Raw genomic sequence first — 15,442 nt, 5'->3', positions numbered from 1 at the left:
TCAAACATCATATTCCTGCTCGGTATCGTGGTAAGCCAAGCTGAGAACGATAGAAATCCCTGTCACCGCCACATCCACGGCCACGCCGATTTGTGCCAGCAAAATCCCTGTATACCGACGAGCGGGAGCATCCAAACCCGGAATCTCCAAATTGGCATAGTTCAGAAATTCCCCACCTCCGATGAGGCATAAGCCACCTACTCCTACAAAAATAATCAATCCGATCCCATCGCCATGCAAGACCTTTTCCACCAAACGTCCCTGGGGTGACTTCAGCCCGAACACCAAAAAAGTCAGGATCATACTGGTGGTCCAAATGACGCCGGCTACAAATCCTCCTCCAGGACCGTACTGGCCGAAGAACAAGACGTACAACGCAAACAACTGGGCCAGAGGGATAAGTAAGCGACTCATGGTCTGAACAATGATGCTATCGTGGATCTGTTTCATGAACCTGGCTCGCGTAATAACAAGGCACAGGCAATGCCGGCCGTAAATATCACCACGGTTTCTATCAACGTATCAAATGCCCGATAGTCCATCAGCACCGAGGTGACCACATTCGGCGTGAGCGTGTCGGCATAGCTATTCTGTAAGTAGACGGGAGAAATGTGCACGTTGGGCGGAGAGGTAGGGTCGCCAAACTGAGGAAGATCATTCGCCGCTAATAACAACAGCAGGCCCAGCAAGGGCAGTCCGAGGACTCCCGCTAGAGGAGGAGGGGGACGACGAAGGCGGCTATCCTTCGGAGCGGTATCAAACAACGTGATAAGGAACAACACGGTACCCAACCCGGCGCCGATAACGGCTTCGACAAATGCCACATCCACCGCGCCTAACCAAGCCCAAACCAGGGACAGAAAGAAACTATACGACCCGAGGATAAACACTGAACTCATTAATTCCTTGACCAAAAATGTGGCGCTGGCCGCGGTCAGGACCAGAAGTAACAGCAAGGCAATATTCACGGAATACATCATTGGTCTTCCTCCGTCTGAGGTTTGAGGCCAGACCGATAGGCCGCTCGAATCGTGGCATGAGCAATGACCGGATTCAACAGGATGAGCAAAACCAGGACGACCAGAATCTTCAACATATTGATCCCGAAACCCTGGTACAAAGCAAGGCCCGCCAGAACACAAATTGCGCCTAAGGAATCAGTCAGGGAGACTGCATGGGATCGCGAAAACACATCAGGGAGGCGTATTGTGCCAATTGCGGCCACCACCAGGAAAAATACCCCCGCCAGAATTAACCCGATGGCAATAACGACCATTTAGGGCGCTCCTCGTTGCTCAAGAAACTTGGCAATGGCAAACGCTCCCACCAGGTTCAGAAGCGCATACCCCGTGGAAATGTCCACAAACATTTCCACACGGTCATAAACTGTTCCCATGACGACGCCCAAAATGATGGCTTTGGTCGATATACCCGCCAATCCTAAAACCCGATCAAACACCGTGGGCCCCTGGATCACCCGGTATAAATACACGAGGATCAGAAATGACAACGTAATTAATAAAACCAGAAAAAAATCAATCATCACAAATTCGTATCTTCCTGAAAGACCCGGGCAATTTTGCGCTCCATCCGGCCGGTGGTGAGATCATTGCCTGCTGCCTGATCTATGGCATGCACGAGGAAAGTATTGCCGTTAATTTCCACGGTAATGGTGCCTGGCGTTAGGGTCACAGAATTCCCAAGCACAACGATCGCGCCCCGATGTTTTAATTGAGATCGATAGGTGATAAGTCTGGGCTTAATGGGTAACGAGGGATTCAGAATGAGTTTCGTCAAATGCAGACTACTCTCCACAATCCGTAAAAAAAGCCAGGGGCCGTACAGCACCATACGGCCCCATGGGAATTGCTGAAAGGGAGAATGAGGGAACCCCGTATTTAACCAGGCAACTCCACAAGAAGCCGTGAATCCGAGAACGAGGTGAAAATTGTCGTACTTCCCTGATAACACAAGCCAGCCACAAAATAAGGCCAAGGTGTTAGCGATAAACTGTTTGGGGAAGGAAGATTTCATCTACATTATCTTCAGATCAAAACCGGAACGGCTCGAATCACAACCCGATAAAGTATAAAAAAAGCCAACCAAACGTTTTTCGAATGAGGTGTTCAAAAAACCTGGTTGGCTTGTACTGTCTCCAGCCAATCGGAATTAACCAAATGCTGGGAACCCTACTGCCATGCTGAACGATATTTCGGCAAACCGGATGCTCCCACTCTCCCGATTCAGCCTGCGCCAAATTAAAAAAGGTGGCCTCATCCTTTTGAACAATCTGAAAGCCTCCGACCTTATACCAGGCACCCTCTTCCATCCACAACTCCGAATCAAAGAGATAGGTTCGACCGGAGTCGATTAACCAACCTGCTGAAGACTGCTTGATCCTATAGATGAAACCGAAAGCCTTAAGGCATACTTAATCCCCCGTGGGAGATGATAGGAGATTCGATCAGGAATCAAAAGCACGGCAGCAGTCAAAAAGTCATTCCTTCTGATCGGGAAATTATATGTTCATCGTGACTGGTTCCCAGGTTAAGTCAGAGAGATACCGTGAAAAGTTTTTAGGGCCCGGATCAAACGCGATGAGGTTCATCCATTGGTTATGGAATACATGCTGAAGCAAAGCGTGCTTTTGAATGATAGACCGTATTCGATCCGGCGGCGCCTCAATGATGGCCAGTAAGCGCATGGGCTCATGATAGTGTCGCGCCCCATCGTTAACCGATTGAAGAGGAAGACCTTTTTGCAGGTCACTTTGACTCCCTAACATCACGCCAACTCCGGCAACCATATTGTGAATGACCTTGCTCCCACCCCCGTAGGCCCAAGGATCCACCGACGAAAAGTAATACGTTAAATTAATCAATTCGCCCACGATGAGGGGTGCGGTCATGATTTTTTCAAGTAGACTCCCATCAGAATCCGGCGTAGGGTCGTAAGAATGCAAAAAGACTCTCCCATCTAAATCCAGACCTTTGGTAAGTGCCCGCCTTCCAATCAAAAATGCGGCATTCCCTGACAATCCCCATTCAGGACGCGAATTAGCCCAATCCATGCTCCGCTGCTTGACATGCTTGAACGCGTCACTGGGAGAAACTGTGGTGGGAGCACCTGGAATGCGCTGGCATCGTTCCAATGCCTGATGTGTGCCAGCCTGCTCCAAGTCTCTTACCAACTGTGCTAAATCCTCTATATGGGTAGCAGGAACATCGACCAGGTCATACATCGTCACTCGATCTGTGGTCGTGTTGTGTTTGGCGGGAAGAAACCAGGTGTCTTCTGGGATGACCAGACCCCGATCGCTCAGAATTTTCCGAACCTCAGGATTATTGGCCATGGCGGCAAAGACACGAGCATTCGGGTCACCATGACTGCCTCCACATGCGCCACAATCCAGCGCCGCATAATAAGGGTTGTTTTCGGACTGGCTCCCATGACCGCAGATCATCACAAATCGGCCAAAGTTTTTCGTGAGCCCGATCACTCGCAATCCCCCTTCCACAAAGGCCACTTGCTCCAATAGGGTGAAACCTAGTGCCAGTGTTTCCAATCGTGCATGTCCCTGCTCGTTTCCACGTGAAGCCTCAACGGGAATTTGCGTGGCAACGGTGCCCCCCAACCATTGGTGCAACCACTGCTTGACGGCATCGAAGGATCCTCGAAACAGGGTTTTTCCTACCAACCCGACGCTAAAAAACATCCCTAGCACATCAATTAACATACAAGACGCAAATGGATTGTGTTTCAAATCATGAAAGAGATGATGACTGAGTTGATGCCACCTAGTTCCCGAGAGATAGTCCTCCACCCGATCATTCTGCCCGACTCGCGGAACTTCGGTCACTTCCGCATTTGGTGTCAACAAAATCGGACACAAAGCCAAGTGGTCGTGGCTATCAAATGCCATATGACTCATGGGCACCCCAAAAAATCCCGCATATCCCAATGTTTCATACGACCCTTGAGCTTCAAGATGACGACGAAACGACTCCGAGCGAGCATCGATACAAAAAATCCCTTGTGCCCGCGGCCGCTCATGGTTAACGGGTGCCACTCCTTGATGTCCGCTGATGTTTCGCAGCAAATACTCCCGATAGATATCCTCATACGCCTCAAGCCATACCGGTCCATGTGCAGATTGGGGGAAGAGGTCCAGCCACTCCAGTAAGGTTGACATGTCGCTGTACGACAAGTCATGGACCTCAATTGGGGTCAATTCCAAAAACTGAGCCAAGTGAAAAAGTCGCCAAGCTTGATGACACACTGCATGATTATTCGGGTCGATGACATGATAAGGAGGAAGGCTCAACGCCTGTTCACGCTGACGTTGTTCGTTCCAATAACCGAGGAGTGCAGGTAACGTCCCTTCGATGTCCCATTCCCGTTGGCAAAGTCCCTCTACCATTCCAGATTCATAAAAAAGGCGAACGGCCAGATATTGCAGTGGATCAATGGGATAGTGTTGTTGAGCAGGATACCCGGTGTGGTCACTACGCCATCGGATAAATCCTGCCCAACCTGGCAATTGAGCCAGATGCCGTGAGAGATAGCTTTGCCAACGTTCCTTTGGAATTTTGAGATCTTCCAGATGTTTGCACAACATTTCCTCCGGTGCTTCAGACAGTTCACCAAATTTTTGTTGAAGATCTGGAATCCCGAGGAATCTACCTGAGAGATCCCCTTCGGCTAATTCTTTCCATGCAGCATAAAACCCCTTGTTTCTTGAAGGCATACTCCATCCCGCAACACCTTCGTCGACAAATGCCCCAATCCATTTGATCATGTGGGTATTGATGGTCTCAACCAGCACGCTACCCGTCTCACTATCCAGCCAATCACCCAGCGTCCTGTCTATAGGTAAATCAACCGGGACGAATGCAGTCTTACGTTCTGATGTATGAGCGCTCCGACTGGGATCAGGTGCATGAAAAGAAGGCAGACCCGACACTGGGTCAGACAACTGGCACGCCGCCAACGAACTTTTCCAAAGGTTATGCAGGTAGGCGGACTCCGGATCATGGCGGCACTTCTCGCACTCCCGAATCGTTCGGTCAATAATGGAGGAACGAGAATCCTCAGGAAGATCGGATCGAAATCGTGTGGTCAGACCCTCTAATTCCAGGTTCCACGTCAGCAGCACAGCAGGTAAGATTTCAATCCCATATGCCGCATGAATGCGCCAGACATCTTGGACATGTATGGTGCGTGCTCCAACTCGAATGGTAGCCCGTGAAGGTAATGGGGGCCCTACCCGGCCAAGTGCCCGCTCAAGAGCCGGCAGAGTAATCCGACCTTGATAAAAGAATTGGCGATACTCTTCAACAGGCAGAAATCCCTTGGCGCCCAGCAACTGATTCGCTTCCTCAATCGCACGGGCAAAGGGTAAATGCTCGAGGTCCCGAATGGGATTGTAATAGGCAAAGGTTTTCATCGGCCAATACGGACCGATGGGCTGACACGCCTCCTCAACGATTTCTCGCAGCCATTTCCAATTCGTCACCGTTGAACGATCTTGCTCAAGCCTGTTCATTGCTCCATTTCCCCATTTTAAGAGCACGGACATCCCATAGCGTCAAATCAAGGTTTAAAGAAATCATTTGTGCTCTTACTGGTTAAAATAACGGGAATCAGGCTGAAATGGCAGAGGGGAAAGCCTGACAAGATCATGCATCCATTTCCCTAGATTTAAGTGAATTGAGCCGCGTGCAAAAAACTCTATTTTCAATAAAAAAGCCAACCGATGGGCGTCTCCTTTTTTTAGCTTCAGGAGATCACTCGGTTGGCTTTTTCCATCGCGTACCTCAATCCCACGCTGAATGATGCAAGCGATCCGACAAACCCGTTCTACGATCAAGGTCAAAATCAGCACAATTACCACCCTCCTCAGGCATTCGAGGAGAAGCCCTAACTCTTCTTGACCTCACATGAACAATACGCTTATATCAGGGGGATAGGTTGCTCCTCAAGTTCCTGAGATTCTTTCATAGGGAATTGTGAAAGATCGATAGTGAATGGGCCAAGCTTAGTCTTGCCGGAAAGCATTACTCTATGAAACCCCTCTTCACACGAGGTGAAATGGAATCGGCGATCCGAAATGCCATCATTAAATTCGAACAGGAATTCATGGGCCGTGGACCCACCGATGTTCGAGCCAGCATTCTTCGCGACACCATCCTCATTCGTCTCAAAGGTGTTCTTACGCCAGCCGAACGCCAATTGGCTAAGAGTGAAGAAGGCATTGGAATGGTCAAACAGATGCGCCAAAATCTCATCTCCCAGGGAAGAGAGCAACTGTGTCGTGAAATCCTGGAGATCACCGGTGCGGAAACCACTGCCCTGTTTACGGATATCGATACTCGGATCGAAGAACGCATCATCGTCCTGACGTTAGATCGTGATTTGGAAGCGACATTCCGGTAAACAGCCTCTTTTCGAGATATCAACCACTTCACAGATACCCTGTAAATAACCGGGGTGGTCAGACCGTCTGCGATTTCTCATGTACCGGCTTTCTACTTCCTTTGTTCTCCATTTCCCGGATTTTTGGTGGACAGAAAAATTTGAGTCTTGACTTCCCGTGGATTTGCCTTATCTTTGAGAGTATGAAAGCCCAACGTGTTTTAACCCATGATGAGAAAAAAGCTTCTGAGGCGGCCTTTCGGGGATTGCCGATGGATGATGCGTGGACGGATTCTGCCAAAGCCGTTTATGAAGGTCTTCTTCAAGCATTAGGGAAGACCCCTTTGGACAATCTAATTCCCTCAAAAAGTGAACACACCCAGTCTCCAGAAAGTTCCGATCTTGTGCATTCAGATTTCTCTGAACCGTCCCAATCGCCTCTTTCACTCAGTTCAGGGGATATTCCTCCTGATTTTGAATCACTCCCGATCCGATCCAGGAAAGAGGCTATTGAATCCGGAATACTCAAGGATGTCACACCAATCGCACAAAGCGTGGGGCTGGATTTCTCCGTGGGCATGACCAACCCCCTCTGGGATCAATACATCACTCCCTCCCGGGATTACACCGAAGAACTCATTCAAACCCGTCTACGCGATACACTCGTGGCTGTCCGCCTCAGGTTGGCCACCTTGAAAACACCTACGCCGCTGGTGGATGTTCCTATCTTGTTACAATTTCCTCCTGAACCCACCCCTCAGCTCTGCCTCACTTTTGCACTATTTCACAAGGATCCGGTTGATGGCGATTGTCTGCTTCTGATTCATCCAGGCGAGGTCTTCGCTACCCGTCAAGCATTTGAGAACAATTAACCCGCTCATCTGCCATACCTCAGGACATTGCTGTCGGCAAGCAAACTCTCCTCCCGATTCCACCCCATACCGATTGTGATTGCTGCCGGCCAATATGGCTCAAAATAGACCCTCAACACTGTTTTGGGGCCTCTACCAATTAGTGATGAGTCGAAAAGCCAGGGAATGATAAGGAAAAATTTGAAAACCAGGTGGCTTGTTCCTCCTGCTTGTACCACCGCACAACAATAAAAACGGCAATGGCGGGACATCTCTCATTGCAGGAAAGGGTTCAAACCCGTGAGCTTTTAACCCACGGGTTTGATGCCAAGAGGCAGGGAAGAACGAGGAAAAATCCCTTTATTCCAAATCGCTTGGATCGTTAAATAATGAAGGCAACGCAATATTGCCATGTTCATACTGAGGGAAATTATGTGATTGAGAATCACCCGGGTTCAAATTGGAGGCCGTATCGTCAGGTGGAAACAACACTAACGTCTGGAGAAAATCAATTATCTGCCCCTGCTTCACTTCCGGTAATCGGGCAAAGCGATCGCGAGCATTTTGCGCTTCACCACCGTGCCGCATGATAACCGACCACAGATCAATACTCCTCCCGTCATGCCCATAAGGGGCAGTCGTCCCCACTCCCCATAGCGGTTCGGTCATCAACTCCTTGGTCAAGGTACCATCCCAATTGCGTTCCCAGAATTTTGGGCCAAGATTATGCCGTTTGAAATCTGCATAAATATTCTTCACAACAAACCGCTGACCCTTGGGTTTTTTCACCGATGGAGTACCTGAACCAGGAACTTCTTGGAACAAAGGAGTCGCCACGGCAAACAGGTCATTGAAAATCCCTCGGCGGCGGTCAAATGAAGTTTCCACATCAGCCACCCGTCGATCTTTTTCAATGACTAAATTTTGGATATGGCAACCGGTGCATTGAATGTCCTGAAAGAGTTTCTGCCCTTGTTCAGCATCTCTGGTCTGGCGGCCTATGGCGGGCTTAAAATAATTCAACAAATAGAATTCCAGGTGGTCCACCAGACTCACGGGAATTTCATTGGCCACCCCATCCCGATCCAGATCATCACTTTCACTCAGAGCCGGAGGTGCTTCAATGGTATCAATCTTTCCATTCAACACCATTCCCGATGGCGTTACCACTTCTCCACCCTTAGCCGCCTTGGCCAAATCCGGATCAAAAGCCTCCATACCCATTTCTCCATTCAATGCCCCGACAACAAATTCCCTGATGGAAATGGTGCCGCCATGATGAAAAAATGGCCGTACCCGAAGATCCTCATCAACCCCTTCTAATCGGGATGGATCCACCGAACCGTCAGGATTCACTCTAATGGTTCCATAGGAAATCCCCTTACTCTTTAACGACACCTCCACCGATTGTCGTCCCCCCTTGGCTTTGGCAATGGCCTGATCCCGGGTTTGCCGGAGGTCTTGAGAAATTTCATCCGCAAGCATTTCGATAATTCCTAACCCGAACAAATGTGGGGCATCCCGGCTATCCGGACGGGTAAACACAACTCCACCAAATCCTGCCGATCCTCGTGGACGTCCGTGGCAGGCCGCACAACTATCGGCTAACCCTGCGCCCAGCGAAGCATCGGCGCTAATATCTCCGAATCCGTCACCATTGCGTGGGCCCATTCCTTGAGATATGGTGAATTTTCGTTGAAAGAGATTTCGACCACGACGAATGGAGCGAAACGGATCCCGGCTAATGATGTACAGCGAGGAATCGGGAGTGTTAATATCTCCCCTGCCAGCCCCAATTTGCTGCTCCAAAGATTTCTTAATCCCTGCCTGTTCAGTATTAGGATGTTGAAAAATATCCGTTTCCTGTGCCTGGGCTCCAGGTAAACCTGTTATAAACGATATCGTGCTCAGCACTATGAACACAAAGAACATGGACATACCATTCTTCTCATACCGTCGCATAAGGAAGCTCGCTTTCCTGGGGGAAAACAGTTGAAATTATTGAGGGGGAGTCAGAATTCTCTGACAAAAGCAGTTGAAATTACTGATGGCGAAACAGACTTCTCTTTTAATGCAGAAAAAATAATGCAGAAAATTTCTTGGATCATTAAAAAATAAATTTAGACAAAAAAGACTTTAGAATTTATTTTTTGTACAAGAAGAAAGTCTCAGCAATTTCAATACCAAAAATAGCAAATGTCAAAATTACAGGATTTTTCCCCTTATATCGGGCATTGGATCTTGAATAATTAAATGTCAATTTAAGGAAATTCTGTATGGTTTACCCTTCGGTTTGAATTCATCTGCTTGAGGACATTCAATTCATTTTTGGTCACCATAGATTTCATGGCCCACGTTTGACAGAACTATTTTGCAATAGGAGATGGCCTTGTCCGCTGAACACTCACCTCTTTACGAACCACCACCCAATCCTTTCGGGGGAAAAACGTTAATTGTAGATGCGGAGCACCCAGATTGCTTCACCCTACCCAGCGAAGCTCTCGCTCACGCACAACAAGATGATCAAATATTCATTCGACCGGGGGTCTATGAAGATCGGTTGGTAATGACTGAACGAAGCATCCATCTTGTCGGCGCCGGTCGGGATCAGGTCACAATATTCAATCGGCGGAGCGGTCCTTGTTATCTTCAACGAGTTTCCGGCGGACAGATCAGTGGTATCACGTTTCGGTATGTGGGCAGCGACCAACATTCTGCCCTGAATATTTTAGATTCGGTGTGCACCATATCTCACTGCAGGGCCACAGAAGGGCTTTTATCCGGAGTTGTTATTTATGGACCGGATTGCCGCCCGACCTTGTTCGACAACGAGATCTCTCATAATCGGGAGTCCGGTATTTTTTCGTTTGCCGGCGCTCAACCGTATCTCCGGGAAAATACATGTTTTGGCAATCATCATTTTGGAATGGCCGCACGGGACGAGGGCACTCGACCCGATATGATTAAAAACATCTGTCGGGAAAATATGCTAAGCGGCATTCTGCTCTTTCACCTCGCTAAGGCGCTTATCCTCGAGAATACTTGTGAAGAAAATGCGCATTGGGGAATCGTGCTCACTCCGGATTGTGAAAGCACCCCAAAATCTGATGACCTCCCTCAGTCAAACCATTTGGTCCATAACCCTCGCGGAGCCTATACCCTCACCACCGAACCTTTGGCTGATATTGGTCGCTAGATCGAATCGCCGCACGGCTGGTCATTCACCAAAACCATACAGGATGCTGGGGAACGAGGGTCTATGATATGGTGGCCGACGTTGACAGGACTTTTCAGGACAATTTGAGATGAATGATCATTTGTGGCATCAACTGAACGCTGTGTTGGGAAGCCTCACCGTGACGGTGGGTCTCTGGTTATTGGTGGGAGCCCTATCGGTACCTTTGGGGGTGGCTCTGGCCATCGGATTGGCTATCCTATTGGCCTGGAAAAGTCCGTCTATTGGATCTATCTGGGCGATTTCCACACTTCTCTTAGGAGTGGAAAGTCTGGCGTGGCCCATCATGCAAATGGCCGATCTTCAAAAGCTGGGACCAGAACCTCCATTAGAAGAATTGGAACGGATTTTCACCGCCGTGTTGTTTGGCTTGTTTTCCGGCGTGTTCTGGATGACCTTTGCCTATGGCATCTTCAAACGCACTCGAGAGAAGAACACCCCGACCTCCCCTTCAACAACCCTTCCCAAAACAAAAAACCAGAAGAAACAGTCAAGAAGGCGATCAGGGTAATCCCGTGATAAGACCAAACCCCTGCTATTGAATGTCCATGGGGTCCACATTAAATTCAACGATTACCGGATCTTTGGGAAATTCTGCTTCATACGCCCGCTGAAGGCTGCGAAGACCTCGCTGTGCTTCCGATAAATCAACCGTTTTTATCAAAAAGATTACACGATTTTTCTTAATCCGTCCTGGTTTCTTGGATGCCATCGGCCCCAGGACCATTGGGGTTCCCATGCCCCCTTTTCCCGCTGCACCTGAAGGTCTTCTCCCTTCAAACTCTTTCAATCGTTGTTGGAGAAAGCCCACGATTTTTTGCACCCGTGTCGCCTGCTCCCCCGTCACAACCAACAAAATTACGTGGGTAGTCGGGGGATACCCTAAGAGGTCACGCAACTCCAGTTCCTGGTCATAAAACATTCGGGGCCACTGGTGCCCAATGGCTGTAAGTACATGATGATCAGGTATTCGGGTTTGGAGAATCACCTCCCCGGGCTCCTGTCCATTCCGGGCCAATCTGAGAGCCCTCGACAACATCTGAAACGTTCGTTCGGCTGATCGGAATTCAGGAATATGGAGCCCAAGATCAGCTTGAGGTAACCCAATGACAGGAGCCGTAGGTGGCTCTGATTGATGAACTAAAAATTCCGTCCCGATCATTACCCCAATATCCCTCTGCCGGAATTGGCGTAACATCGTATCAGCCGCTTCGGGGGTTTTTACATTTTCCCGATCGAACCGAGCAACCGGGACTGCGGGAAAAAGACGCCTCACCTCTTCTTCCAGTCGCTGCGTTCCCATGCCGGAGAATCGAAACACCCTGCCCTGACATGTGGGGCAGGTTTCAGGGGTTGGTTGAATTCCCTCACAGTAGGTGCACACCAAACGGGAAGGTCGCTGATAGAGTTTCAAGGCAACCCCGCAGGTGGGGCAGCTCGGAGCCTTTCCACAATCCCGGCACACCAGCGCACCGGAAAACCCTTTACGATTGAGAAGTAAAATTACTTGCTTCCCCTCGTCCAAGGACTGCGTGATCCTGGTGATTAAAACCGGGGACATGATGGTCTCATACGAAAAGGTTCGCAAATCAACCATATTCACATGGGGAATCTGCTGTGATGAGCGTTCCAATGCCTCACCGACCTGCTCTGTAAATCGTCCGTAGAGTTCCAAGGAAGGCGACGTCGAACTATATACTACGAGAGCCTGGTCACATTCTCCCCGCATTCGCGCGACTTCCCGGGCGTGAAAATACGGAAGATGCTCATCTTTGTAGGACGGATCTTCCTCCTGATTGATCCAAACGAGCCCCAAATTTGGGACTGGCAGAAATAGTGCTGATCGAGTCCCCACCACGACCTGCACGTCGCCCTGTCGAATTCGTTCCCATCGAGCAGCACGAACCATTGTCGAAAGATGGCCATGGTAGACCTCAACCTGAATATTGCCAACAAGTCGTACCTGTTCGCCAAGGATTTCGGCTTGCTGAACTTCTGGAGCAAGGATGAGGACGCGGCGGCCTTTATTCAGAATGGTCTCAATCATCGTGAACAGCAGATCCTGTCGAATTGATTCCAATCCCACAACAGGCACCTCCTGAAAACCGCCGGTTTGGACGGCAGTGAATAAAAGGTTCCATGTCCGGTTGTCTTTAAAGCCGGACGCCGAACGTTGAAGAGATTCCGGGATTTCCCTTGATTCTTCTGGAGAATCAAATAACCCTCGGGAAGCTGAATGCATGGGGTTTCGTCCAACTCTGCTTCCACGAACCGGACTTTGACCCTTGGATCCTGAAGGCAGGGTCGTCTGTTCGATAATCCATCCCTTCCTTTTCGCACGAGCCAGAATATCTGACCCATTGTTCATCGTTCGCATAAGAGAGGATCGGAGCAATCCCCTGGGAGCCTGTTCTAACTTGCGAAGCACCAACTGGACGTCAGATGCCAGCGAGCGGTCCGATAAGGCCTGTCGACCGTCGTCCGTTAAGGATATTCGCCTTATTACCGGTATCGAATGTGGAGGGACAATCAACCGCAAGCATGCGGAGAAAGGAGCCAGATAATAATCTGAAATTTTTTCAACCAGCCGAAGAAGGTTGTGTTCCAACGGACGGTTCCCGGCATCGGCCTCCAACGAAAGAATGGCACGTAACGGTTTTTGACGGAACTGCGTTTGCAGGGAAGAAGAGTTTTGTGTTTCAAAAAGCGACACGACCACTCCAGAGACAACAGTAGAGCCTAAAGGCACCATTACGGGACTTCCTACCTGCAACAGGGAAAGGAGATGGAGGGGGACTTGATAGGTAAAGACCTGGAACCGTCTGGCCGGCAGGACAACGTCAGCAAGCATGAGTGATTACGGTTTTCATGAGCACACAATTCTATCAGCGAGTTATTCTGCCTACAACGCTATTCCACCTCAGCCCTCAGATCAAGAAACATCTTGGGGGCCACAAGCAGATAAGCACTGAGCCTATAAAGCTTCCAACCGACTTGCCTGCTCATCCTCATAATCAATGCCTGAAAAGCAGGTTATCATCTTTCATCACTAAAGCTTGCAGAGATCCTGTTTGATACGGCACCTTGACGATTTCGATAAAAACAGGAAAGATAGAAACAACCGGATGAAATCCTATCCAGCCGGTTAAGCAAGAATCGGTCGGTTCACAGGCTTTTGACCATACAACATACCGCAAGAGAGATTCACAACGAAGCCACGCAATCGGAGGAGGATAGCAAGATGGGAGGCTTGGAAACACTTGGAATCTTGGCTCTGTTGATTGGAATCATTGGCATCGTTGTTCTTGTAAAAAGTCGAAAAAATTCCCAATAAGTGCCGGTTCATTCTCCCTGGCCACCTCAAGGTATCAACTTGTTCTCTTGTTCTGAGAGACGAACATATAAACACCTTCATAAAAACAGCGTAGGATACCCCTCAGCCTGCTGAGGGGAGGAATGCGCAATTGCAATCAGACAACACAATTAAAAGATGCCCCCAGTTTGCTGGGGGGAGCTTCACTTGGCGGTTATTTCAGGCACCAACAGATAGGATCAAGACTCGGGGATTTTTTTGAGACGGCGGTCCAAAGCAAAACGGGTAATGCCAAGATATTTGGCAGCGAGACTTTTATTATAATCAGATAACCGCATGACTTCTTCAATCAAATCGCTTTCAATCGCCGCAAGGGATTGCTCTCCGAGAATCATTTCCATGCGCACCACCTTTTGATCTCCTCGAGTGACCGCATTTACTGAGGAACGAGCCTCTTCATGGACTTCACGAGGCAGATCCCCTTCCGTCAAACTTTTCCCACGACAAAAAATAGCCGCACGCTCCATAATATTTTCCAGTTCACGAATATTTCCCGGATAGGGATAGCGCTCCAACAGTCGTTGGGCCTCCGGCTCAATAGCCGAAACCTCTTTGCCAAGGTCGCTACTTTGTCGAATCAACGTCGCAAGAGCCAGAGGGATAATATCTTCTATCCGATTCCGTAATGGTGGGAGATTTAATGACACCACATTCAGCCGAAAAAACAAGTCCTCCCGGAATCTGCCTTGCGCCACATCTTTGCGCAGATCCCGATTGGTGGCCGCAATCAGACGAAAATCCACCTCAATATCCTCTTGTCCACCCAACCGTTTAAACGAACGCTCCTGTAACACTCGAAGCAATTTCGCCTGCATGGAAGGATTGAGGTCTCCAATCTCATCTAAAAAGAGCGTCCCGCCTTCCGCCTGCTCACAGAGGCCGGGTTTGCGCTGGTTCGCACCCGTGAAGGCCCCACGCTCATAGCCAAATAACTCACTTTCAAATAATTCCTGGGGAATGGCTGTGCAATTCACCCCCACAAAAGGACCTTTGTCCCGAGGCCCGTTATGATGAAGTACTCGAGCGACAAATTCTTTTCCCGTTCCCGTTTCTCCAAACAGGAGAACCGTCGTCTTCAGATTCTTTGCCATTTCCTGAATTTGCCCAACCAATTCCTTCATACTGGGACTATTGGCAATCAAACTGTTGAAGGCATATCGACCAGGCCTATCCTGCGTTTCAAAATCGATACGGCGCCGTAGGGACAGATAGTCAAGCGCACGATCGATCACAGGTTCCACGCTGGAGAAATCGACGCTTTTAATCAGGAAATCATAGGCCCCGAGTTTGATGGCCTCCACTGCATCTTCCACCGTGCCATAGGCTGTGAGGAGAATGACAAGGGACTGTTGAGATTTCGCACGAATATGTTTGAGAGTCTCCAGTCCGCTTAACCCGGCCATTTTCAAATCTAACAGAATGAGATCTGGCGCATCATGATCAAGGGCTTCCAATAAGGCCTCTCCCGAAGCAAAGCTTCGCACATGATGGTGTCGTTTTGCGATCCGTCGGCTGATGGCTTGCCGAACCACATCATCATCATCCGTCACAAAAATGTTCGCGCGCATG

General features: G+C 49.2%; 15 protein-coding genes. 4 read left to right on the top strand and 11 right to left on the bottom strand.

Annotated elements, in window-relative coordinates; all coding sequences use genetic code 11:
* From PP769_RS05750 to PP769_RS05715, 8 genes are all read right to left on the bottom strand, one after another.
* Entirely contained in the window at positions 1–450 is a 450-nt protein-coding gene (locus PP769_RS05750; protein ID WP_312645979.1) for an MnhB domain-containing protein, read from the bottom strand.
* A complete protein-coding gene (locus PP769_RS05745; protein WP_312645978.1) occupies positions 447–980 on the bottom strand; it encodes a DUF4040 domain-containing protein in 534 nt (177 codons plus the stop codon). Before PP769_RS05745 ends, PP769_RS05750 begins: the two co-directional genes overlap by 4 nt.
* Positions 977–1,276, bottom strand: coding sequence for a monovalent cation/H(+) antiporter subunit G (mnhG, locus tag PP769_RS05740; RefSeq protein ID WP_312645977.1), 300 nt, complete (start codon positions 1,274–1,276; stop codon positions 977–979). The genes PP769_RS05745 and mnhG overlap by 4 nt, the downstream gene beginning before the upstream one ends.
* Entirely contained in the window at positions 1,277–1,543 is a 267-nt protein-coding gene (locus PP769_RS05735; RefSeq protein WP_312645976.1) for an MrpF/PhaF family protein, read from the bottom strand.
* Positions 1,543–2,034, bottom strand: a complete 492-nt coding sequence (locus PP769_RS05730) for a Na+/H+ antiporter subunit E (RefSeq protein ID WP_312645975.1) — start codon at positions 2,032–2,034, stop codon at positions 1,543–1,545. Before PP769_RS05730 ends, PP769_RS05735 begins: the two co-directional genes overlap by 1 nt.
* Positions 2,035–2,071: 37 nt before the next feature.
* Positions 2,072–2,329, bottom strand: a complete 258-nt coding sequence (locus PP769_RS05725; protein WP_312645974.1) for a hypothetical protein — start codon at positions 2,327–2,329, stop codon at positions 2,072–2,074.
* A 189-nt stretch (positions 2,330–2,518) separates the two neighbouring features.
* Positions 2,519–5,545: a DUF2309 domain-containing protein gene (locus PP769_RS05720; RefSeq protein ID WP_312645973.1), complete on the bottom strand. Its 3,027-nt coding sequence runs from the start codon at positions 5,543–5,545 to the stop codon at positions 2,519–2,521.
* 75 nt (positions 5,546–5,620) lie between these two features.
* Entirely contained in the window at positions 5,621–5,884 is a 264-nt protein-coding gene (locus PP769_RS05715; RefSeq protein WP_312645972.1) for a hypothetical protein, read from the bottom strand.
* Between the two features lie 206 nt (positions 5,885–6,090).
* On the opposite strand from PP769_RS05715, the gene PP769_RS05710 reads away from it, so the two are divergent.
* Positions 6,091–6,435, top strand: coding sequence for a Na-translocating system protein MpsC family protein (locus PP769_RS05710; RefSeq protein WP_312645971.1), 345 nt, complete (start codon positions 6,091–6,093; stop codon positions 6,433–6,435).
* A gap of 182 nt (positions 6,436–6,617) precedes the next feature.
* On the top strand, positions 6,618–7,286 hold the full coding sequence (locus tag PP769_RS05705) for a hypothetical protein (RefSeq protein ID WP_312645969.1): 669 nt from the start codon (positions 6,618–6,620) through the stop codon (positions 7,284–7,286).
* A gap of 339 nt (positions 7,287–7,625) precedes the next feature.
* On the opposite strand, the gene PP769_RS05700 is transcribed toward PP769_RS05705, so the two are convergent.
* On the bottom strand, positions 7,626–9,203 hold the full coding sequence (locus PP769_RS05700) for a di-heme oxidoredictase family protein (protein WP_312645968.1): 1,578 nt from the start codon (positions 9,201–9,203) through the stop codon (positions 7,626–7,628).
* A 451-nt stretch (positions 9,204–9,654) separates the two neighbouring features.
* On the opposite strand from PP769_RS05700, the gene PP769_RS05695 reads away from it, so the two are divergent.
* Both PP769_RS05695 and PP769_RS05690 read left to right on the top strand, forming a co-directional pair.
* Entirely contained in the window at positions 9,655–10,461 is an 807-nt protein-coding gene (locus PP769_RS05695) for a right-handed parallel beta-helix repeat-containing protein (RefSeq protein ID WP_312645967.1), read from the top strand.
* A 109-nt stretch (positions 10,462–10,570) separates the two neighbouring features.
* The gene (locus PP769_RS05690; RefSeq protein ID WP_312645965.1) at positions 10,571–11,011 is read left to right on the top strand and encodes a hypothetical protein; all 441 of its coding nucleotides are present in this window, start codon (positions 10,571–10,573) and stop codon (positions 11,009–11,011) included.
* A gap of 24 nt (positions 11,012–11,035) precedes the next feature.
* Here the strand turns inward: PP769_RS05690 and priA are convergent, their stop codons facing one another.
* Positions 11,036–13,351 carry a replication restart helicase PriA gene (gene priA, locus PP769_RS05685; protein ID WP_312645964.1) on the bottom strand — a complete coding sequence of 772 codons (2,316 nt, stop codon included), beginning with the start codon at positions 13,349–13,351 and terminating at the stop codon, positions 11,036–11,038.
* A gap of 701 nt (positions 13,352–14,052) precedes the next feature.
* Positions 14,053–15,441, bottom strand: coding sequence for a sigma-54-dependent transcriptional regulator (locus PP769_RS05680; RefSeq protein ID WP_312645963.1), 1,389 nt, complete (start codon positions 15,439–15,441; stop codon positions 14,053–14,055).
* Position 15,442 lies beyond the last annotated feature (1 nt).

The organism is Candidatus Nitrospira allomarina, from assembly GCF_032050975.1.
GTDB classification, from domain to species: Bacteria; Nitrospirota; Nitrospiria; order Nitrospirales; family UBA8639; genus Nitrospira_E; species Nitrospira_E allomarina.
This window is presented reverse-complemented; position numbering and strand designations above follow the sequence as displayed.